Source organism: Halorussus sp. AFM4 (assembly GCF_051194995.1).
Taxonomy (GTDB): Archaea; Halobacteriota; Halobacteria; order Halobacteriales; family Haladaptataceae; genus Halorussus.
The window spans coordinates 36,997-56,234 of the sequence record NZ_JBNTJT010000004.1 but is presented as its reverse complement, the minus strand read 5'-3'; the positions used below and the strand labels follow the sequence as shown (position 1 = coordinate 56,234).

The following is a 19,238-nucleotide window of genomic DNA, read 5'->3' as shown; positions in this document are numbered from 1 at the left end:
CAGAGGCTTTGACACACCGCTCCGTAAGGGTGTAGAACGCGTCGTTCGCACAAAATGTGTCTTACTTCACTCCATATTCGTTATCATCACAGGTGGAGTAGAAACGGTGACCATGCCGACGATGGATTACGAAGGCCAAGCAGTTCGTACTCTAACATATATTACGGAGTCAGATTCTGTTCACCCAGCCAATAAGGAACTCATCCAGTCATACTATCGACACATGCTTCTGTCGGGGATTAGTCCGGCACAACGACAGAAGCTAATGGCCCATCTCAAGATTATTGTCGACCATGTCGGTGAGATACCTTTCCACGATTTTGACAGAGATAGTATCGAAGATCTCGTAGCGTGGTTATACACACGTGGTACGAGCGAGTCAACGGTGACAGATTACAAACAAGCGATTAAGCAGTTCTGGAAATGGATGCACGATGGGGAAGAGCCGCCGGAGACGAAATGGATCAAACGTGGCCCTCAGTCGTCCCGACAGTTGCTACCACAGAGCCTACTCACTCCGGCCGACGTAGAAGCGATGATAGATAGTTGTTCCAACGACCGTGATCGAGCATTCATAGCTATACTTTGGGAAACTGGCGCTCGAATCGGCGAACTGATCGATTTACGAGTTGGTGACATCGAAGTGGGTGTACACGGCAAGCATCTTATCGTTACCGGGAAAACCGGGGCACGACGGCTTCTTCTGCTCGAATCAGCCCCGTTTGTCGATGCATGGATTGCTGTCCACCCAACACCGACTTCCACCGCATTCTTGTGGTGTAAAATGGACACAGAACCGGGGAATCTACCCGATCAAATTGGTTATCAGACAATTCGACTCAAAATCTTGGACAAGGCTCGTGAAAGGGCGGGGATCCAGAAGCCGGTGAATCCACACCACTTCAGACACAGCCGTGCGACGTACCTTGCGAACTATCTTACCGAGGCACAGATGTGTGAATGGTTTGGCTGGGTGCGAGGATCACGTGTTCCGGGGCGGTATGTACATCTCTCCGGGCGAGACATTGACTTCGCCTACACAGCGATGCTGAACGATTCCGGCTACCAACAGCTGACACCGCCAGCTGGCGTTTGATTAGTGATCAAGTAGGTTGCTCAAAGGCGTGGTAAAAGACGACGCGTCGAACAGGAAGACAGAGGGGTTCTCCATTCCTGTTTGCCCTTTGGGGTAGCCCCATCCTTAAAGGAATTCGAATCGGTTGTGACGATTGCCGACGATTCCAGAGATACCGGGTCTTCCCTCAACTATATTTTTCCTTATCCGCGTTCGGCGACCGACAGATAGAGCGCGTAGTTCCCGGTTTGTTCGCCAGTCTCCTTGTCCTCCGTCTCTTTAAGATTGATTTCAACACGCCGGCTGTAGTCTTCCATTCCGACGATCCAAGTAAACAGTCCTGCGACGGTTTCGATGAATTGCGGGTCACCGGTTAGTCGAACCGTCGAAATGTCCGTCGGAAACGTACTGCCAGTGAAGTCATTTGGCTTTTCGAGTACTGCTTGACGGAGTTCAGCACTTGATGGTCGCTCGCGGTTCTCCAACCACTCCATCGCGTCTTCTTTCTTGACACTTCCACTACTGGTCGTCGGTAACTCCTCTAACTTTGTTGACGGTGTCGGAGTGGTTGCTCCACCATCTGTCTGTGGCGGCTTTTTATCGGTCAAATCAAGTTCCGCTCCACACTGCTCACACTCACCTATTTCCCTACCAGCGGGCACGAGCGTCCCGCAATTGTCACAGAACTCCATCGTTCGAGATTGGTAAACAGAGGACTACCGTTAATCTTTGGTAACTCTCGGCATCAAGACGGTCAAGAATTATACTACTCATAGACCCGGGAGTTGAATGAGGTAATGGGAGCGGCCAAGTAGCTACCCGGTCTGGCAGTACAGAACATATGTGCATATAAGAGATGAATCCAAACGTCGACAAGGAGTGACGATGGACTGGGATGAGATTTCCGATGGCGATGCGGTCGTGGTTAAGATCGGTGACATCGAAGCACAGGGCAATGTGACCGTCGAAGAGGAAGTCGGAAGCTTCAGGTACGAGATCCCCATATCGCACGAAGAGTTGCCGGACGTGGATGCAATTCGCGTATCGCAGGATGATGGGGATGCTAGTTTGGTTGCGTTCATCGAAGATGACTCAATGAAGTACACGACTCCGGAAGATTTCGAGTTCCGGCGACTGGGTTAGCAGGCGGAGTCGCGGTGGCCCGTGACCGTCATCAAGTCTCCTCTATGAATGGTGATGCTGTATCCCCCGATAGCGGAGCAACGCGTCCGCCTCCTGCAAGGGTCGGGGACTTCCATCCCGCTCATGCTCGATCACCGGGCTGGTAACCCTCCCATTGTACCATCCGCCGGCGGCGCATCTTCCTAGTCTGCACGAATCGACGCTCTTTCTCCGAGACGAACGTTTCGGGCTCGAAGAACGGATTGATCCACACCTCCCGGCGCACGCCATCCGGACAGTCATCGTGATGACGCGTCCAGTCCTGCCGAACAGACTGGTGCGCATGGATCCGGCGGCGTTCGGGCGCACGTTCCCGCCGCCGCTGTCGTCGCTGCTTGGCGGCCCATTCTGAATGATAGGTGACGTCGCGTCTACTCACGTTGCACGTCGGAATCGGCGGGTAGACGGTATAAACCCCCTGACTGCGGGGGCATCACCGTAATGGATCAGGAGGGGCCGTACCGCCGCCGGCGCAAGTCAATCCACCGAAGCAGCGGTGGACGCCACCTCAATCTCGCCGCCCGCGTCAGAAGGGCGGTCGCTGTCGTACTCGCTGAGCGTCGTCTGCGCCGGCGTAAGATGCTTCCGCACGACGCGCATGTCCAGATGCTCCTCCACGTACGACAGTACGTGTCCGGAGTACCACGCCCTCTCGCTGTCAAGCACCCAGACGTCACCGAATCGACGGAACTCGTACTCGAACACGCGCTCGGACTGGCGCGGGCTCGTAACCACCGTGGCTTCTCCCTCGTTAACGGAGAGATGAGTACGTTCTCCTGTCATCACCGGTCATCCGCCTCGTCGGCGGCGAGCGCGTGACTGTACCAGTCGTTCACCGGTGCGATGTAGATCTCGTGGAGCGCCTGAGTGGCGTCGCGGATGTCGTCGGGCTCGGCGGTCGTCCAGTTTACTTCGAACGTGTCCACCGTATTGCCGCCACGACGGCGAATCTCGACGCGGTGGCCCTTGTCCTCATCGTCGCTATAGACGGTGCGGGAGCGAAGGTAATACGTCGCGTACGGCCCACCGAGCCGCATCAGTAGACTCATCTCGAACCGGTCGTCGCTGACCGTCTTCGGGCGGATACGGTAGTCCTCGACGTACGCATCGCCGTTGAGACTGTAGATGCTTCGGATGCTGTTCTCGAACTGTAGCTCGTTCTCGCTCATAGTTTCTGGTTCGTCGTATGTGGCTGTCTCGCGTGCGTTCGTAGCGTCAATCACCTCCATCGCAGCATCCTGTTCGTCTGAGGCCCGCTCCCGGCTACGACGCCGAGTAGGAACGTCCAGCGAGCGAGGGCTGGTTGGCTGGCGGCCGCTGCTCTACTCGTCAGTAAGGACGAGGAGTGGGTATCCGACAGGGTACCGGCTGTCACCCTTGTTGAGCGCATCCATCGCGCTGATGACCGCGTAGCGGAGGTACTCCGTGTAATGCCCGATGAGTTCATCTTCGCCCGGGAGTTCCTCGTCATCTACAGGCGCTAGTTCGCGTTCCGCTCGAATCGCGTGTTCGTCGGTAATCTCGTGGTTGATCTGCTCCTGTACAACGTCGAGGTTGCTCTCGGCGGCGGTGACGGCGTAGCCATCGCCGCGATAGCGCACATCGACATCGCTTTGGATGCCGTGGCTGAGAGTAGCGCCGGTAGTGTAGATGATGCGTCGCACGTCCTCCGCCCGGACATCCTCGCTATCCGCGATGGCCTCGATGTTGGTGGCGTCTTCAACGAGTTCGAGATACTCTTCCCCCGTCTCGTGATCGTAGACGTGTTCGGGGCGCTGGAGTTCGAACTCGATGTCGTTGGCGCGGTTTTCTTCGGCGTTCTGTGCTTCCGTGGTGTTGGACTCGTTCTCGTTCATTTTGGGTCACGTGGTTTGGTTGGCGCCATCGCCTCCGACGGGCGTCCGAGTTCGTCTCATCCTACCGTAGGGATGGGGGATACATAACCGAAACAGTTGAAACGGCTGTTATCGGAGGGTATAGAACTTGCACCGCAATAATTGGTGTTCTAACCCCGCCCAGACGGACACGTGAAACACGTGAAACGGGGTGTGGCGAAAACGGACATATGAAACGAGGTGTCCAGCCTAATCGCCAGACGGCAGAACACGTGAAACACGGTGGGGTATGAGCTTTAAATCAAACAGGACACGTGAAGCGAGGTGTTACTCCAATATCTACGAGACAGTGCCCTTATCCCCGCGCAAACGACAAACCTGAGTGCAGAGGTACTGGACGTGCCCCAACCGGCACCTGAACGAGACCTGCATCGAACTCGACGCTATCAACGACGTGACGCTGGAGTGCGGGACGTGCAACGCCGGAATCCGCGTCCAAGTCGAGGACGTGGTGTGATCCGATTAGAGGCCACCGCGCAGCCCGCCGCGCCGGCATTCAAGTCCAATCCCGTTCGACGAATGAAGTGGGTGGTTATAGACCCGCCCGGTCGGTGGGACGATGACCCCTCCCGCGCTGCGCGGATGGGATACCGCGCGGACTCCCCCAGATTACCTCTCCATCATTCCTCCCGCCAACGCGGATCCGAATAGGGCTGCCACTCCCGCTCGACAGCGGCGAGCGCGTCGCGTGCCCGTCGAAGGTACTCTTCTGCATTCGACTCCGCCGGTGGCTTTACGCCGTTCGGGTAGTCTGGCGAGCTGTCGCGGAGGGCGTCGGCCCGCCGCTGGAACACGGTGTCAACACGGTCGGGATTCCGCGCCGCCCAACACAACGCCGTCCGCACATTGCCCTCACCGACGCCGTACTCCTCGGCGAAGGACTCGACACTATGTGACGAACTTCCGATTTGGGCGACGATGAGCGAGACCGCAATCCGCCGGTCGCGGAGTCGCGGGATGCCGTCCTCGTCAATCACGATGTCGGTCATACGTAGCGAAAGCGAGGATAGCCGCCCCTGCTGTGGGCGGCCAAACTCCACCGTAACCCACCGCCGACTGACCGGCGGCACACGCGTATTGTACGGCCACCGCCAAAACGCTATCTCCGGGGGCATTAACGCCGGTTCCACGCCAGCATTTATACGACAGCACGCGCGTCGAAGCAGGTATGGACGAGCTCGAAGAAGTCCGAGCGAAACTGGCGATGGCATCGAGCGGCCTCGAAAATACCCGACAGAAAGCCGAAGACCTCGAAGAAGTCGACGACGACACCATTGACGACATCAAAACCGCCCGCGACGTCGCCCGCCGCGCCCTCGAACGCGTCAGCGGCGAGGAGTAGCCTACCCGGTCAGTCGTCCATCGACTCCTGACGCTCGGCGGTAACTATGTACTCGTTGTCGCTGTCAGCGGGGCTGACGACGATCCCACCATCAACGCCCTCAACGCCCGCGAGGGCAACAGGCGGGTGATGGTCTCCAGTAGCCTCGTAGATGATCTGGTAGAGTGTGTCCTTGCCACGCGAAATTGTACGCCCTGTGACATAATAAGAGATAGTGAGGGTCAGCCGTCGGCGGCGGTTGGGGGCTCTTCCTCGTCCGGCCAGACGACTTCGAGTTCTTGCCCGAGCTTCGCGCCCTCGGCGACAGCCCGATACTTCTCCTGACGCTCCAAAATCTTCGAGATGGTACTCCGGCTGAATCGGACGGCGTTCTCCATCTCGTCGTACGTCGCGTCGTCTTCGCGCATCTCGATGACCTCCATGGCCTCGTCGAATCCCTCACCACGCGTCAGGTAGTGCTTCTCCCGGTCGTACGCCAGTCCGGCGGGCGGTTCCTTCGAGTAGTACCCCAGCTCGCGACGGCGCTCCTTCTCGGCCTCCAGTCGCTCAACCTCACCGCGTTTGCCGTGGTCATCGCTGAATGCCTTGAACACCTCCATGAGGAAGTCAGAGGGTTTCTCGGGATCGACTTCGCCGCGCTCGACGGTGTGGAACTCGACACCCCAATCGTCGAGATCGAAGAACCGACGGATGCGCTCACGATGGTCACGACCGAGACGGGAACCGTCGCGGACGACGAGGACGTCGAACCCGCCGTCCTCCGCGTCGTCAAGCATCTGCTGGTACTCGTCGCGGGAGTCGTCCCAACCGCTGGCGTTGTAACCCTCGTTGTAGACGTGCGCGAGTTCGAGTCCGTTGCGCTCGCAATAGGCTTCGCAGTCTTCAATCTGCCCTTCGATGCTTCGGTTGGAGTAGTCGGAGAGCCGGACGTAGGCGCGTGCGGTCTTGTCGTCAGTCATCGTTCTCGGTGAAGGAGGGTCGGACGGGATGCTCGTTTTTCAGGTCAAAGTGCCAGATCACTTCGTCGACGCCATCCTCGGCGTCGTGGCGGAGGATGTCGGCGGGGATGGTGGTGGCTCGGGAACCATCCGAACGCTTCTGCATCGTGGTTCGGTAGGCGTACTGCTCGTGTGCGTCGGCGTCACTCGCGCGCCCGAACTCAACGTAGATGTTGCGGTCGGAGTCGTACTTCCAGCGCACCTCAGCGTCGTCTCCATCGGGAGCCTGCGTGATCGTCAGGATTCGGGGTGGGATGGTGGTGGCTCGACTGGAGCCGAGGGGCCAGATGGCCGTTCGATACCGCTCTTCTGACGATTCCATTAGCGTGTCTAATTTCGTGCCTTATCTTTATATACTCATTCCCGTGTTCGGACTCGCCCGTAAGTCCGAACAAAACCACCCCGAATTGCGCACCGATTTGCACTCAATCCAGAGCTAGATCCCTCCTCGCCGAACCCGGTCGGGGACTCCCGACTGCTGGAACAGTCTCGGTGTCCGCGCTCTCGACAGTTCGGCCACCCTCGTTGCAGAACTACAAACTGATTCAAGTTCACTCGTAATCTTGCAACGACTCCGCACCGAACATATCCCGGTTCGCTGGAATCGCGGACACCCCTCGTCCGGACGGTGCATGCCCGACCAGATACGGCGGTCGCTACTCTACATACTTGTTAGGGGCCTTCTCAACCTTCGACTATACGTATATCGTGCGGTACGCCTTCTGCAGGTTCTTTCGAAGTGATGTTGCTTCGTCTTCTGCCTATGTCTGTAGATTTAGCAAATACAGGCGCCCTTAGGGGGCTTCTGAGTTACTTTCTCGCCGGCCATCCAGAGCCATGGACGCATCCTTGGCACACGGACAATGTGGCGAGTCCATAAATTGATGGAGACTGTGAACCCGACCGCAGTCCCCACATCGGAGTTTGACCGAAACGATGATGTCGACTTCACCGATGCTAGCGACATCGTGCCGGCGGAAGCGATTGATAGTCCGCGCAGTCACGCTCTTAACACGCTGAAGAAGAGCTTCAATTGTGTCGAATCCCTCATCGAGGTCAGGAGTGTACTCCTCGCTGGTATCTTTGTCCAGACATTCGTTGAGATGCTTGCGGACGGTTTGATACGACACGAAGTCGCCTAGGACTTCATCGACATCGATTCCAGCGGACTCCAGTTCACGGCGAGCCGCAGCGGTGTTAGCCTTCAACACCTCGTCATCCGAGAGCAGACGATGGTAGTTCGCGGCCTCGCCATCGAGGACGTTCATTCCCTGTTCGACCATCTCTCGTCGGAGAACCCACCGATTAAGATACGTCTCGAGCGCCCGGAGGCTGGCATCCTCCCTTTCTCGTTTCCGGATGATTCGGTCATCAGCGTTCTGGAGATCGTACTTCTCGGTGATGTAATCCACCTTGCAACCTGCGGTCATAGATAGACGGCCGTCGCTGAACCTATTTGAAAGCCGGCTCAGCAGCAGCCAACTATACGGGTAGACAAAGAGACAAGTCTGTCCGGTGTGGGCCAGAGCAATCAAAAACACACGGTGTGAGTTAGAAGCCATAATCGACAACCGCGTATAAATAGTGGTGAGTTCGCCAATTCCGAGGTCAAAAAGCGTCTCGGATTGCGACTGCGCCGGCGAGTAGGAGTCCAACAACTAATGCAGGAATGGCGAGAGTGCTGACGAAATCGTCTATCCAGCTAACATCACCACCGTTGCCACCAAGCCAAACACCGGCGACGATAGCAATTCCTACGACGATGACGAGTGGAAGGGCGATCAATTCCTTCGGTACGGCAGACATACACTACAAGATATTATTCTAGCCTGAATATTTTCCCCCCACTCTTGGGAGAGTTGCGGTGATTTGTCTGTGCGAGCCCCGGTAAGTTCGGATCTCCAACGGCTGTCTTCAGATCGGAATCGAAGGGGTGTACATGGGATAGAAGATGAACAATAGGCCGAGGCCGTACACGATTAGCGACTTCCAATCAAAGTAGTTGAAATCGGGGACGGAGTAATTGAAAGTCGCCATCGTCAGCACGAGAATGCTCCCGAGACGCGTGGCTGACGGGATAGCGTAGACTGCCGACTCGATAGGAGCGCCGAGGAACTGCTCGGCATGCTGGATGAACCAGCCGAAGCAAATGATAGCGAAGAAGAAAGGAAGGGCAGCCAGTTTTCCAGCAAATTCGTTGTTTCCTCCGACCTTTACATACCGCTTTCCGCTCTCGAAGACGATGCCACCGAAAACCACCCCTATCACTCCGAAAATGAGTGCCTTGAGCAGCGTCGCGATTACATCTCCGAACATATCGTCAGCCAATCATTCTGTCGACATAACCGCTACGGTGAGTTCCGACCCTACTCTCCTTTTGACAGCGTTACAGTCGCGTACAGTTGTTATCGAAGGTCACTAAGCCTTCGTTCGGCTCGGTGTTCAAGTACACGTCGGGCGTAGAACGCGTCCTCTCGGTCGCTTTCAGCAACTTGCTCAAATGACTGGCGCGAGATCTGCTTGGTCAGTAGCTCACCGTCTTCAATCTTCCACGCAAACGGTTCGTCCGGATCTAGTCCCTCCGCTCGGAGTATCTCGCCATTCACCCGTAACGACATCACGAGTTCATCTCCATACTCAACAGCTTGCTCGCGAGTCAAAACCAGATTGTCGAGGTAGCCGTCACTGCTTGGCTTCCGTGTAGCCCATTCGACTTTCCATTCTGTACCGACTGTGTTATCCTCCATACTCGCAAATAGGAGGGGACAGAGAAAAATCGGAAGGATGGTGTTTCCTCTATGAGAAGGACGAGTACCGTCGGTGAGTCCGCGTGACGTTCTGATTCCGATAGCCAACAATCGACATTTCGCGTACTGTAGAGGGGTGATCTGTCTATCCCAGAAGTCGGCTTATGAAGCCGCCGCTCGAACCTTCTCCGTCACTCTTCAGGTTATCTATATCCAACCACTCTTCGAAGTCGTCGGGATTCTTGACGACGATGTTGCGTCCACTCTTCTCCGGGCGCATCTTTGTTGGAAGCGTCTTACGGTAACTGTATAGTTCGTGAGGCTCCAGATCGAAATCAGCGATTAGATGATCTTCTCGTCGCTCAAACTCCACATCGCCGCGCTCGCAGGCCTGTCGCCACTTGCGTTTCCCGATGTTATATTGACGGTTCGCAGGCTCTTCGGGGAAGTAGCTAGGGGGCTCCCGATTCACCCGATCGTAGAAGTCAAGGAATATCTGCCGAACGTCGTCGACTGTCCCGCCGGCATCGAGATACATCTCGTTTTCCAGAATCCGTTTCGACACGTAGGAGAAGATTGGGTTCCGAGCATCTAGAATCTCGTTCAAGTCTTCCTGTGCCTTGTAGAATCCCTCATCTTCAGGGTTCGAGGGGAATGCGACATCGAAGTGAAGCATCTTCGCTCGGTTACGGAACCAGTCATTTGGCCGGGAATCGTTGCTGGTGAAGATAACCGTCGGATAGGCGATGTCGTTCGAGGGATGCCACGAGTCTTGCCAGAAGTTTCGTAGCGTGTCGATGCGTTCGATCTTCTGCTTCGAGATGTCCGAGACGACGTAGGGAAAGACGGTATCGAGGCTTCGGAGCGCACGAATCTGGTTCTTGCCGACGTCGTCCGCGTCAGCACCGCCCCTAACTAGATCGTCGGAGATCAGGCGCAGCACGAATTCCGAGAACTTGTCCTTGCCGGCGTCGGATTCGCCGAAGATGTAGAGGTACTGGAGGGCGTTGTCGAGCGTAACGTTTCCATAGAATTGGCGGGCGTAGAGATTCACGAACGGCGCCCACAATCCGTAGAGGATACCCTCGTACATGTGGGCCTTCACAGCACGAGGATTGTTCGTCTCGCCCCATCGATCAATGGTCTCCACGTAGTTCTCGATATTCTCAAGCGCGGCATCGAGAATTTCCGGCGAGGGCTCGTGGTCAGCAGTCAAGATCCGATGGTGTTCACCGTGTTGGAGGTGGACACGTTGGTTCTCCTCGTCGATCCACATCTTCGGAACGTCATAGCGGGTCTGTAGGTAGTTGGTGTATCCTTCCACGGGTGTTGTGATGGCATCTGCTCCCACATCGGCACCACGACGCTTCAGATCGTTCTTCACCTGATCCAGATACCCGTCATCCTCGAATCCCTGTGTCGGAAGTGTAATTGTGTACTCTGGTGTCTTGGCTGCCGTTACTCCCGCCGGCGAACTTTCGCCGTTCTCAGTCTCGCCATCTCCGTTCTCTTCCCCCTCGACCGGTTCCACCTTATCGTGTTGAATTGTAACCACTTCATCGGCCTCGTCAGGGTCGTCACTAACGCTGACAACTTGGTCGACTTCCTCACCGAGTTCTTGCAACTCCTCGCCAACGTTCGAGTGAATCTCGCCTCGTTCCGATAGTTGTGTGTCGCGGTTGTCGATCCAAAGCTCGATACGTCGCTCCTTTTCCTCCTCGTCGTCAAGTTGCTCCAGCTCCTCTGCCAGATCCTCCATGAACACCGTGTCCGCATATTGTTCGCGGTGGTCGTCGATCCACTGTTGAAACTGTTGATCCAGCTGAGAGCCGACCTCCGTCTGGAACACGACGACGCTGTTCGTCTGGTTCTTCCAACTGTTATACGAGAGGTTGGCGCTTCCCGAAATTAGCGTCACCTCGTCATCTTCCTTGACGATCCGGTACAGTTTGGAGTGAACGACCTTCCGATTCTTCAGGCGGACGATTAGCTTGTCCTCACGATAATACCGTTCCAACTGCCGGGCGACGGTCGCGTCGTCGACAGAGGACTGGTACTCTTCGCGATTCCCGACGAGGACGTCCATCGTCTCCAATTTAGCGTTGTCTTGCTCAAACAGATCGAGTAGCAGCTCGGGCGACTCACAGTACGTGACGGCGTCGATATGAACGGCGTTCTCGAAAAAGTCCGTGAACGAGTCCCAGCTCTTGACCGTCACCCACTCCATCTTGGCCGAGTTTCCGAATCCACCTAGATTAATCGTCGTCGCCCAGTTCATACACTAGCGACTGTAATGACATCTAATAATAACTAGTGGAGTGTAGCCAGTAGACTTCAGGCTGAATTCTTCCTACAACGGATCGAACCAGAATTCCCTACGAATCTCGTTTATCGTCTCAATGTTGACGTCGTCCGCGTGCTGTTGGGCGAGAACTTCGCTCAGATGGTACACGTCATTCTCGGCTTTGTGGTCGCCGCAATCAAGCGATTCTAGGTAATCCACTACCTCGTCCGGCGAGAAGAACACCATCTGTTTATCCCCCGGGTTTTGAATCATCAAGTCGTCTATCACCTGTTCGACGTACTCGTCGCGCTTGTAGTCTGAATCCAGATTACCGATGACAGATTCCGCTGCTGCAGCCACGTCATCACGCCGTACGACCGACTCGTGTCGTCGATCCTCGTCGTCCCAGACGCTCCGCTGACGATGCCGCAGTACGCCAAGGATCACGTGGCGCTTCAGTTCACGGTCTTGAGGTAATTCCTCGTCGGTGATGTCGTCGGGGTCAACCTCAACCTCGCCGGCGTAGGTCGGGAGCGCCTCAATAGCTTCCCTCGCCAACGGTCGGCTGTCGTTCGGATCGTATTCGCCCAGAGCCCTAACCGGCGTGCCATCGTCGGCGAAAAGTTCGTTGATAGTGCTGTCTTGACGAATGTACTCCAGCATCAGACGCTCGAGAGCGTCATCGGGGTCGTCTCCACGGGCTTCCGCCGCCTCCTCGAACTCACTCGCGATTATGGGTTGGACGTCGACCATTCGGTCGCATACGCTGGTTAGAGGGAGCCAATATACAGCTTTCCTCCGAGGGGCCGTTCTTCAAGTAGGTCGCGGGGAAGTTTTCGAAGAATATTCTCCGCCGGGTAGTAGCACCGACGGCGACCTCCGCATCACGTGCCACCGAAGCCAGCCGCCTCGCTTGGGGTGTTTCCGGTTTATACGTCGCATCACGAAATATTCGAGAGATCTCCTCCGCTCCTACTCGGGAGGGGGCTCGGCGACCATACCTCGCATCACCGGCACGACCGGGCGAAGGCTGTTTTAGGACACGACGTACTCTAGCGATTGCTTCGGCCATATCACCCACTCCACCAGTTGAAGTGTGATTTGTCCGACCCTCTGACGAGGAAGATTTAAATTCCCTACATTATTATACACTTCCGAGGGCTATCCACCTACCGAGGGAAGGTAACTTCCCGAGGGAGGACGGCGACGCCGAGGAGACCCAACCGATGGCACAACGTCTCGCCGGCGGCACTTTCGACGTTACCCGGACGCCCGGCTTCTTCTGAAATCTCGCGTTGCCATTGAGGAATCTGGCTTGTCCCGCGATTAAACTGATTCGTGGTCACCGTGAAGTCTCACCGCGTCTGTCGCTCGTACAGACCCGGCGTACATTAACGGTACTGGAGATTCTCGGAAAATCCGGCTAGATACTACTTAAGCAATCATTCGATTCTCCGACGCCGCCGGAGCGACAACTCCCCCAGCGGAAACTGTTGAGGGACACCTCCGGCACAGGAAGTTTTCCGAATATCCTCTCGAATACCATTTGAACGATTGGCGGAATTCACACCCAACCATAACTTCCTGTTCACATGAACAGGAGGCGAACAGGGGATAGTGACCCGAATAGACTGGATTCAACACACTCGAACGATTCTTCGGATAAACTTTCCACGATGTGCGAGCCAGAGCCGGCGACCCTTCCGCGCGGTCACTACTACCGCCGACACGCCGTTTCCTTCAGTTATGAGGCGTCGAGGGCCGAGAGGATTCGCTCGACCTCGTCGAGGGCGGTCGTAGCGTCCAGTTCACCACTCGAAACCAACCGTCGGAGCAATTTGACCTGTGCCCGAATACTGTCCATTTCGAGGCCGCCGTCCGGCGCAACCGATTCTTCGGACGGGGTATCCTCACCCATCTCGAGGTCGTCACGCGAGTTGCCGGTGGTGGGCCGTTCGCTGATGTGCTGCATCGTCGCGTCGATTCCCTCTTCAGAGCCGATGTACGTTCCCGTTCCATTTTCTCGCCTGATCGTGGTGCTCTCACCGCCGGCAGAAGTCTGCTCGTTCTCGATCTCGCGTGCGCGTTGTTGGACGATCTCTTCGTGGTTGTTGTAGTACCTGCTCACGTAAGCCGCGCGCTCACCAATCGCTTCGGCGGCTTCTGCTTGGGTATCATACTCACCGAGTTCGTAGCGCGCAGCGGCATCGATTGCTGCCTGCTGGCGGTCGTCGAACTCGTCGTAGGAACGGTGACCGCGTGCGATGGCCGTCGTACCGAAGTAATCTCGAAGCGTGGTGCGGACTTTCTCCACGTGGGGAGCGTCTCCCTTCTCATCGAGGAACTCTGTGATCTCCTGCGCCGTGTAGTCGAGGTTCATCATCTTTGTCGCGATGATCCGGCGCTCAGTGTCGCTCAAGTCATCATCGGGATCACAAGTCTCGTCGAATTCGTCCGGGTTTCGTTTCACCGCCTCGCTGTCCGTGTTCTCGACGAGGTTTCCCTCGTCGTCGACCGCTTCGACAGTAGTAACCGGAGAGAATCCCTCCCGGCCTTTGTGTCCACTGTCCGAGGCCAGTTCGATGTGAACCCGAACTTCCCGTTCTTTCGCACTCGTGTACGGCTCTGCGGGACAGTAAGGACACCTGTAGTGGTCGATTTCGTCGTCAGTCACGAGTCCCCACCTCCGTTTGGCGGTCAGACGCGTCACGCATATCCTGTTCCACCTCGTCGATGATGTCGGCGAGATAGCCGAACCCCGGACGCTGGAAGTAGAAGTCCAGATTAATGCGTTTCCTCTCGAGGTCGGCGAGGTACTGCACATCTTGTGCGCGGATGGCCCCTCCGGTAATGATGATCGTCCAGTCTCCGGGAAGGGCCGTGGTGACGATGGCGCCGGCCTTGACCAACTTCTCTGTGGGACTAGTAGGCGATTCGATGACCCACTCGTCACGAATATAGACGCGTTCATCCGGCGTTTCGATCCAATCGGTGGGGGTTTCGTTGGCGAGCCAGTGCTCAGATTCGTCGTCGGTTTCGCTTGCGGGCATTGCACCCCAGACGTATTCGAGGGTATAGCTTGTGGGTTCGGCCGGGAACCTGCTAAGGCCGCTACCTCGAGTATTCGGCCCTTTGGTGGCTCCCGATGCTACTGCGCCTCAGAAAATTTGGACAAGACGGAAACGTTCCGCTCTCGTCCGGTCAAGGATCAGGGCGGGCGACGCGACCAGCGAGGACTACCTCCGAGCCGAGATCAAGTCTTGAACCGAGTCGGCGTCCTTGGCCTGTTCGAGAAGATCACGGCCTTTCTTGAGTCCGTCTTCGACTGAGATCGGTTTGAGCCCCTCGACGTTGTTGCTCACGTAGAGGGCCGTGTAATCCAGCGAGGAACCGTACGGGCCATCGAGCGTCAGCATCGTGTAGAGGGGGTAGATTTCTCCTCCGACTTCGACCGACTCGATTCCTCCGACGATGGGTTGGCCGTCGGCTGGCACCATCGGAATACGAAGGCGCACCGACGGCTCATCGAAGGTCAGCGGCTCGTGCTCCAACTCGACCGAGACTGCGCCTTCCTCTGCCAGCTCCCGTACCAACTCTTCGAGCGGAACGGTCTCGACGGGATGAGGCTCGAGGTCAGGTTGTTTCTCTACGATCTCGCGGGCGTTGGCGACGCCGTCATCGACCCCGACAGGATCAAGCCCGGTAACTCCCTCATCGACGAACACCGGCGTGCGGTGGTAGAGGTGGAGATCGTTGCTAAGGACGTGACTGACGCACGCCGAGATCGGCTGTTCAGCAATCCGAATAGTACCGGCCTCCCGTTCGTGGGGCCGATGGCCGACTTTCCCGTCGAGGTACGCGTGGACGGTTTCCTTCCGTTCATCTGAGACGCCCGCGGGAATGTGGTAGTAGACCTGTACGGGCTCGTCGACGAGCGACTGCGTGTTCACAGCGACGTAGACGGCACCGTTTTCGACGAGTGTCTCTGCGACGTCGTTGAGTTCTGGAATCGTGCCCATATCGGCGCTCTTCGCTTCCCGGTGTTCACATAAATGGCTCTGGGCGGCAGCCCATGATGTATCAAAATTCTTTCTAAATGGCCGATGCGTCCAGTCTGCTACCGTCTCCTGTCTAGCAAACCCTCAGCGAAAAGATTCCCCGGAGCGACCGAGATAGTCCGAACTAATTCGCTCTTCCAGAGCGCCGCCCCTCGGTTCCAGCGGTCTGCGACGCCTCAGAGAGTTCCACGTACACCCTCCGAAGGCCAGCGTAATCAGCGAGGGACGCCATCCTGTGACCATCGAGGAGTTCGTATCCGTTCGCCGTCTGCTCGGCGGGAAGCGGTTGGATGACGTGCTTGGAGCCGTCTTTCTTCAGGTATTCGCGCGGGCGCTCGTGGAAGTACGCAGCGACTTCGTCCGGATCACTTTGCTCGAACTCGACCTCATACAGCGGAGCAGCCTGAACGGTGTTCTTCTTCGAGTGCTGGACATAGATGTTCATATTGCTGAACGGTTTGAGCTGCTCCGTCGGATACCCGATGGCCTCTGCGAGCTTCTGGCGCCGCTCGTACGCGATCTCACGCCGGTTGTCGACCATGGAGGTCAGGGGATTATTCACGATGAACTCCTCGACGCCGTCCCACGTCAGATTGCCGAGAACCACATCCTCGACAGTCGCGACGTTCGACTGAAGAGCCCGGTAATTCCTGACCACCTGCTCCCAGAAGGCGGGCGAGTGGTCGGTATGTTTGATGTGGGCAAGTTCGTGGATGAGGAGACCAACCCGCTCTCCAGCCGACGCGTCCTCGTACCAACTACTGTTAATCGCGAAGTAGGCCCGCCCGTTCTTTCGGGGGCCACAACGCGCCAAGTTCTTGGTAGTGTAACTGAACTCGACCTCGTTTGCCGTGAGCTCTCTGGAAGCGTCTCCGGCGATTTCCCAGTCCGGATAGCACAGGTTGAAGCACGTGACGAACGATTCGAGGGCTTCGGATCGAACCTCTGTCGTGTTCATTCCGCCTTTCTTCTCCCCCGGGCGATCGGATAAATGTGTAACTGCAGGTTACCATCTGAGTTGGCGCGTAATTTTGTCCAGAACTCGATGACAGCGCCCGGGTAAACGTCATCTGAAAGTGACCATTCGACGGTCTTACCTACAGATTTGAAACGCGTTCGGCAGGCCCCAGATACTCAGTCTTCACGTCTTTCCCGTCCCGATAGACGCGATACTTGTAGGGCCCGTGAGGGCACGACGAACAGTTCTCCTTGCCGCAGGGAACCTTTTTCGCGACTATCGTCCCGCTATGGGTGCGCATCACGCCCTCGATAGACTCCTCATCTTCTACGGAGGGTTCGATCTCCTCACCACGGACGAATTCGCGATGGTTCGCTAGTTCGTGTGCATAGTCGCCAATCGCTCGGAGCGTGGTGGGATCCTGTCTATCGAGCGCATCTTGGATATACTGAGCAATCTCGTCGGAGGGAGACGGCGATGTCCGTTCTAACTCGTCAACGTCGCTAGTCGGAATGCCGAGTCGACGTTTCGCCGTGTCGATGTAGAATTCGTTCTGGTCGATACCGATATAATCTCGCCCCGTCTGCTCGGCGGCAACCGCAGTCGTTCCTGTTCCGACGAAAGGATCAAGCACGAGATCGCCAGCAAACGAATACAGGGCGATAAGTCGACGGGGTAGTTCGATCGGAAACACCGCCGGGTGGTCAGTCTCTACACTCAAACTCGGACGAGGAAGTTCCCAAACGCTCTGAGCATATTCCCGCCATTCCTCACGGGTGAATTTCGAGGCCTCGCGTCGTTCGCTGCCAACTGCCGGCGGATCGCGTCGAGCGTGGTACTCCTCGGAGACGTACTTTCGGAAAACGAGGATGTACTCGTGGCGCTGGTTCACGGGGATGTTGGTCGGGTACGGGTACGAGCCGAGGAGAGCACCGTCACCGTGAGTTGCATACTGATTTTTGATCCAGACGAACTCATCGATGAAGTCGAAACCAGCCTCACGGCAGATTTCCATGATATGGCTCCGAAGCGGAACGCGTCGATAGGGGCCATCTTCGTCAGAGTCGAACGATGCCGCCACGTTGATGCAAACTTTCCCGTCAGGAGTCGTCACACGGAATAATTCTCTGATAACATCGTCCAGTAACTCACGCCACTCCGCGATCGGTCGTCGGTCGTCACCACTCTCTTCGTAGTCCTTGCCGAGATTGTAGGGCGGGCTGGTGACCGTCAACTGTACGCTCTCGTCGGGCAACTCCGACAGCCGATTGTCGGCATCGCCCACAAGGAGGGAGTTGCGATGCGACACTGTATCGTCATCTCTCAGTCGGCGCCTATGAATGTGTCTGACTGGCGAAGCGTCTCAACTACTGCCGACTTTAGAACCTCGGGCCGTCGTACGCTTCCTTGTGGTACGCGAGGACATCTCGAATTTCCTCTTGGGACAGCACAAGCGGGAGCGAGTTATGGGAGTGCCAGTTCTCACCCGTGATGTCGCTCATCACCTTCGTTGCGACCCGTGCGATGTATTCCCGCTTCTCCTCATCGTCGATTGCCTGTCTGATGCACTCGAAGAGGGCGTGCCAGTCTGCTCCGTTGAGTCCGAAGGCGATGTAGTAGTCGCCGTGATCGACAATCGGGCGTCGCTCTGCGCCTTCGAATGCATCGTAACTCTCTTGGACGTGTTCGAGGGCACGATAGACTTCGTCGGAATCGAACTCCATCGCCTCTGCCTCGCGGTGAAGGCGACTTCGGGCACGCTGGTTGTTTGCAATTACCTCTCGGATACTTGGGCAGTACTTCTTCACGCGGGTAGCATCGTGAAGTGTTCTGGTCGGAATCTCATCGCACAGCGAGGTCGTCCTCTCTGGCTCGGAGATACTGATGGCTCCGTCTTGGTCGTCCATTCAGTGCATTCACGCGTCGAGGCGGTCACGATGATAAATACGTTGACCGAGGGGATTATCAGGAACTGGGCTAAATCGAGTAGCAATGAGCGCCGGCAACGACCAACTCCGAACGGAACTTGACCGGAAATTCCAACCGCCAATCGACGTACTGCTAGATCCATCCTTGCTCGTCGCCAACCGCGCTCTCAGACGTCTGGCTGACTCCCCCGTCTTTGCGTCGCAGACGCAGGCCACGCTCGGCCGAACGCCAACTGAACCGCGTCTTGGTGGCCTGTACGTGCCTGCCACCTTTCGTGAGCTAATCTCCAACAAGAACCAGTCCACTGTGCAGAAGACGGACATCTGGGACTTCTATCGGGGACAGGCCGAGGCGGCGTTCCCAGACGATGTTGTCGAGCTTCTTGACGAGAACGGCGTGGACGTGTACTCAAGCGAGACGACAGCGACTACCCTACGCCGGTCGAATGTCGTCGACAATCCTGACCGACAAGAGCAACTATTGACGATTCTCGACGAGGAGTTTTCCTTCCTGCAGTCGGGCGGGCTTGTGTTGTCGAGAACGCCGGCAGCTTTCGAGGCGTTCCGCGATGCGGGGGTTCCAACTGTTGATGTCGGGAAAGCAGAGTTGGCACCCGAGTTGTGGGAAACCTTGACCGACATCGGCTATCAGAATCCAGCTGGCGTCTGTGCCTTCGGCGTTTCGACCGCCGAGTCGACCGCCGATGCGCTGGCGGGAGACGTCCTTGCCCACCCCTCAGACTTCCTCCTCTATCGGCTGGGAGACTAACC

25 protein-coding genes are annotated in these 19,238 nt (G+C 56.7%); 5 read left to right on the top strand and 20 right to left on the bottom strand.

The window, feature by feature from the left end; genetic code table 11:
- The first annotated feature begins 112 nt into the window (after positions 1-112).
- On the top strand, positions 113-1,096 hold the full coding sequence (locus tag ACQUQF_RS17775) for a tyrosine-type recombinase/integrase (RefSeq protein ID WP_435180946.1): 984 nt from the start codon (positions 113-115) through the stop codon (positions 1,094-1,096).
- Between the two features lie 182 nt (positions 1,097-1,278).
- Here ACQUQF_RS17775 and ACQUQF_RS17770 read toward each other — a convergent pair whose 3' ends face one another.
- Complete coding sequence (locus tag ACQUQF_RS17770; protein WP_435180468.1) at positions 1,279-1,767, bottom strand: hypothetical protein; 489 nt, start codon at positions 1,765-1,767, stop codon at positions 1,279-1,281.
- A 193-nt stretch (positions 1,768-1,960) separates the two neighbouring features.
- Here ACQUQF_RS17770 and ACQUQF_RS17765 point away from each other — a divergent pair, with 193 nt between their 5' ends.
- Entirely contained in the window at positions 1,961-2,218 is a 258-nt protein-coding gene (locus ACQUQF_RS17765; protein ID WP_435180466.1) for a hypothetical protein, read from the top strand.
- Between the two features lie 121 nt (positions 2,219-2,339).
- Here the strand turns inward: ACQUQF_RS17765 and ACQUQF_RS17760 are convergent, their stop codons facing one another.
- The 4 genes from ACQUQF_RS17760 to ACQUQF_RS17745 form a co-directional block, all read right to left on the bottom strand.
- Positions 2,340-2,636: a hypothetical protein gene (locus ACQUQF_RS17760; RefSeq protein WP_435180465.1), complete on the bottom strand. Its 297-nt coding sequence runs from the start codon at positions 2,634-2,636 to the stop codon at positions 2,340-2,342.
- Between the two features lie 98 nt (positions 2,637-2,734).
- Positions 2,735-3,040, bottom strand: a complete 306-nt coding sequence (locus ACQUQF_RS17755) for a hypothetical protein (protein WP_435180464.1) — start codon at positions 3,038-3,040, stop codon at positions 2,735-2,737.
- On the bottom strand, positions 3,040-3,426 hold the full coding sequence (locus tag ACQUQF_RS17750; protein WP_435180463.1) for a hypothetical protein: 387 nt from the start codon (positions 3,424-3,426) through the stop codon (positions 3,040-3,042). The genes ACQUQF_RS17755 and ACQUQF_RS17750 overlap by 1 nt, the downstream gene beginning before the upstream one ends.
- Before the next feature lie 153 nt (positions 3,427-3,579).
- Positions 3,580-4,113: a hypothetical protein gene (locus ACQUQF_RS17745; protein WP_435180462.1), complete on the bottom strand. Its 534-nt coding sequence runs from the start codon at positions 4,111-4,113 to the stop codon at positions 3,580-3,582.
- A gap of 361 nt (positions 4,114-4,474) precedes the next feature.
- Between ACQUQF_RS17745 and ACQUQF_RS17740 the strand changes: the two genes are divergently transcribed.
- Positions 4,475-4,609, top strand: a complete 135-nt coding sequence (locus tag ACQUQF_RS17740) for a hypothetical protein (RefSeq protein ID WP_435180461.1) — start codon at positions 4,475-4,477, stop codon at positions 4,607-4,609.
- Positions 4,610-4,772: 163 nt separating this feature from the next.
- Here ACQUQF_RS17740 and ACQUQF_RS17735 read toward each other — a convergent pair whose 3' ends face one another.
- Positions 4,773-5,141, bottom strand: a complete 369-nt coding sequence (locus ACQUQF_RS17735; RefSeq protein ID WP_435180460.1) for a hypothetical protein — start codon at positions 5,139-5,141, stop codon at positions 4,773-4,775.
- A gap of 179 nt (positions 5,142-5,320) precedes the next feature.
- Between ACQUQF_RS17735 and ACQUQF_RS17730 the strand changes: the two genes are divergently transcribed.
- The gene (locus ACQUQF_RS17730; protein WP_435180459.1) at positions 5,321-5,494 is read left to right on the top strand and encodes a hypothetical protein; all 174 of its coding nucleotides are present in this window, start codon (positions 5,321-5,323) and stop codon (positions 5,492-5,494) included.
- A 221-nt stretch (positions 5,495-5,715) separates the two neighbouring features.
- On the opposite strand, the gene ACQUQF_RS17725 is transcribed toward ACQUQF_RS17730, so the two are convergent.
- The 14 genes from ACQUQF_RS17725 to ACQUQF_RS17660 all read right to left on the bottom strand — a co-directional run bounded on the left by ACQUQF_RS17725 (position 5,716) and on the right by ACQUQF_RS17660 (position 18,446).
- A complete protein-coding gene (locus ACQUQF_RS17725; RefSeq protein ID WP_435180458.1) occupies positions 5,716-6,453 on the bottom strand; it encodes a recombinase family protein in 738 nt (245 codons plus the stop codon).
- Positions 6,446-6,814 carry a hypothetical protein gene (locus tag ACQUQF_RS17720; protein WP_435180457.1) on the bottom strand — a complete coding sequence of 123 codons (369 nt, stop codon included), beginning with the start codon at positions 6,812-6,814 and terminating at the stop codon, positions 6,446-6,448. Before ACQUQF_RS17720 ends, ACQUQF_RS17725 begins: the two co-directional genes overlap by 8 nt.
- Positions 6,815-7,286: 472 nt before the next feature.
- Complete coding sequence (rdfA, locus tag ACQUQF_RS17715; RefSeq protein ID WP_435180456.1) at positions 7,287-7,904, bottom strand: rod-determining factor RdfA; 618 nt, start codon at positions 7,902-7,904, stop codon at positions 7,287-7,289.
- Between the two features lie 196 nt (positions 7,905-8,100).
- Positions 8,101-8,298: a hypothetical protein gene (locus tag ACQUQF_RS17710; RefSeq protein WP_435180455.1), complete on the bottom strand. Its 198-nt coding sequence runs from the start codon at positions 8,296-8,298 to the stop codon at positions 8,101-8,103.
- 108 nt (positions 8,299-8,406) lie between these two features.
- The gene (locus ACQUQF_RS17705) at positions 8,407-8,808 is read right to left on the bottom strand and encodes a hypothetical protein (RefSeq protein ID WP_435180454.1); all 402 of its coding nucleotides are present in this window, start codon (positions 8,806-8,808) and stop codon (positions 8,407-8,409) included.
- 89 nt (positions 8,809-8,897) lie between these two features.
- Positions 8,898-9,239 carry a hypothetical protein gene (locus tag ACQUQF_RS17700; protein WP_435180453.1) on the bottom strand — a complete coding sequence of 114 codons (342 nt, stop codon included), beginning with the start codon at positions 9,237-9,239 and terminating at the stop codon, positions 8,898-8,900.
- Positions 9,240-9,384: 145 nt separating this feature from the next.
- Entirely contained in the window at positions 9,385-11,517 is a 2,133-nt protein-coding gene (locus tag ACQUQF_RS17695) for a phospholipase D family protein (protein WP_435180452.1), read from the bottom strand.
- 72 nt (positions 11,518-11,589) lie between these two features.
- Entirely contained in the window at positions 11,590-12,276 is a 687-nt protein-coding gene (locus tag ACQUQF_RS17690; RefSeq protein WP_435180451.1) for a hypothetical protein, read from the bottom strand.
- A 991-nt stretch (positions 12,277-13,267) separates the two neighbouring features.
- Positions 13,268-14,197, bottom strand: a complete 930-nt coding sequence (locus tag ACQUQF_RS17685; protein WP_435180450.1) for a hypothetical protein — start codon at positions 14,195-14,197, stop codon at positions 13,268-13,270.
- The gene (locus ACQUQF_RS17680) at positions 14,190-14,573 is read right to left on the bottom strand and encodes a hypothetical protein (RefSeq protein WP_435180449.1); all 384 of its coding nucleotides are present in this window, start codon (positions 14,571-14,573) and stop codon (positions 14,190-14,192) included. The genes ACQUQF_RS17685 and ACQUQF_RS17680 overlap by 8 nt, the downstream gene beginning before the upstream one ends.
- A 186-nt stretch (positions 14,574-14,759) precedes the next feature.
- Positions 14,760-15,542, bottom strand: a complete 783-nt coding sequence (locus tag ACQUQF_RS17675; protein ID WP_435180448.1) for a hypothetical protein — start codon at positions 15,540-15,542, stop codon at positions 14,760-14,762.
- A 163-nt stretch (positions 15,543-15,705) separates the two neighbouring features.
- Positions 15,706-16,539, bottom strand: a complete 834-nt coding sequence (locus ACQUQF_RS17670) for a hypothetical protein (protein WP_435180447.1) — start codon at positions 16,537-16,539, stop codon at positions 15,706-15,708.
- A gap of 139 nt (positions 16,540-16,678) precedes the next feature.
- Positions 16,679-17,848 carry a DNA-methyltransferase gene (locus ACQUQF_RS17665; protein WP_435180446.1) on the bottom strand — a complete coding sequence of 390 codons (1,170 nt, stop codon included), beginning with the start codon at positions 17,846-17,848 and terminating at the stop codon, positions 16,679-16,681.
- Positions 17,849-17,918: 70 nt separating this feature from the next.
- The gene (locus tag ACQUQF_RS17660) at positions 17,919-18,446 is read right to left on the bottom strand and encodes a hypothetical protein (RefSeq protein ID WP_435180445.1); all 528 of its coding nucleotides are present in this window, start codon (positions 18,444-18,446) and stop codon (positions 17,919-17,921) included.
- An 85-nt stretch (positions 18,447-18,531) separates the two neighbouring features.
- On the opposite strand from ACQUQF_RS17660, the gene ACQUQF_RS17655 reads away from it, so the two are divergent.
- Positions 18,532-19,236: a hypothetical protein gene (locus tag ACQUQF_RS17655; RefSeq protein ID WP_435180444.1), complete on the top strand. Its 705-nt coding sequence runs from the start codon at positions 18,532-18,534 to the stop codon at positions 19,234-19,236.
- Positions 19,237-19,238 lie beyond the last annotated feature (2 nt).

Excerpts from the sequence above, each read along its gene's own strand:
- ACQUQF_RS17710 (WP_435180455.1), bottom strand. The coding sequence starts at position 8,298 with ATGTCTGCCGTACCGAAGGAATTGATCGCCCTTCCACTCGTCATCGTC.
- ACQUQF_RS17735 (WP_435180460.1), bottom strand. The coding sequence starts at position 5,141 with ATGACCGACATCGTGATTGACGAGGACGGCATCCCGCGACTCCGCGAC.
- ACQUQF_RS17725 (WP_435180458.1), bottom strand. The coding sequence starts at position 6,453 with ATGACTGACGACAAGACCGCACGCGCCTACGTCCGGCTCTCCGACTAC.
- ACQUQF_RS17750 (WP_435180463.1), bottom strand. The coding sequence starts at position 3,426 with ATGAGCGAGAACGAGCTACAGTTCGAGAACAGCATCCGAAGCATCTAC.
- ACQUQF_RS17675 (WP_435180448.1), bottom strand. The coding sequence starts at position 15,542 with ATGGGCACGATTCCAGAACTCAACGACGTCGCAGAGACACTCGTCGAA.
- ACQUQF_RS17770 (WP_435180468.1), bottom strand. The coding sequence starts at position 1,767 with ATGGAGTTCTGTGACAATTGCGGGACGCTCGTGCCCGCTGGTAGGGAA.
- ACQUQF_RS17680 (WP_435180449.1), bottom strand. The coding sequence starts at position 14,573 with ATGCCCGCAAGCGAAACCGACGACGAATCTGAGCACTGGCTCGCCAAC.
- ACQUQF_RS17660 (WP_435180445.1), bottom strand. The coding sequence starts at position 18,446 with ATGGACGACCAAGACGGAGCCATCAGTATCTCCGAGCCAGAGAGGACG.
- ACQUQF_RS17670 (WP_435180447.1), bottom strand. The coding sequence starts at position 16,539 with ATGAACACGACAGAGGTTCGATCCGAAGCCCTCGAATCGTTCGTCACG.
- ACQUQF_RS17775 (WP_435180946.1), top strand. The coding sequence starts at position 113 with ATGCCGACGATGGATTACGAAGGCCAAGCAGTTCGTACTCTAACATAT.
- ACQUQF_RS17695 (WP_435180452.1), bottom strand. The coding sequence starts at position 11,517 with ATGAACTGGGCGACGACGATTAATCTAGGTGGATTCGGAAACTCGGCC.
- ACQUQF_RS17705 (WP_435180454.1), bottom strand. The coding sequence starts at position 8,808 with ATGTTCGGAGATGTAATCGCGACGCTGCTCAAGGCACTCATTTTCGGA.
- ACQUQF_RS17730 (WP_435180459.1), top strand. The coding sequence starts at position 5,321 with ATGGACGAGCTCGAAGAAGTCCGAGCGAAACTGGCGATGGCATCGAGC.
- ACQUQF_RS17765 (WP_435180466.1), top strand. The coding sequence starts at position 1,961 with ATGGACTGGGATGAGATTTCCGATGGCGATGCGGTCGTGGTTAAGATC.
- ACQUQF_RS17690 (WP_435180451.1), bottom strand. The coding sequence starts at position 12,276 with ATGGTCGACGTCCAACCCATAATCGCGAGTGAGTTCGAGGAGGCGGCG.
- ACQUQF_RS17700 (WP_435180453.1), bottom strand. The coding sequence starts at position 9,239 with ATGGAGGATAACACAGTCGGTACAGAATGGAAAGTCGAATGGGCTACA.
- ACQUQF_RS17745 (WP_435180462.1), bottom strand. The coding sequence starts at position 4,113 with ATGAACGAGAACGAGTCCAACACCACGGAAGCACAGAACGCCGAAGAA.
- ACQUQF_RS17755 (WP_435180464.1), bottom strand. The coding sequence starts at position 3,040 with ATGACAGGAGAACGTACTCATCTCTCCGTTAACGAGGGAGAAGCCACG.
- ACQUQF_RS17655 (WP_435180444.1), top strand. The coding sequence starts at position 18,532 with ATGAGCGCCGGCAACGACCAACTCCGAACGGAACTTGACCGGAAATTC.
- ACQUQF_RS17720 (WP_435180457.1), bottom strand. The coding sequence starts at position 6,814 with ATGGAATCGTCAGAAGAGCGGTATCGAACGGCCATCTGGCCCCTCGGC.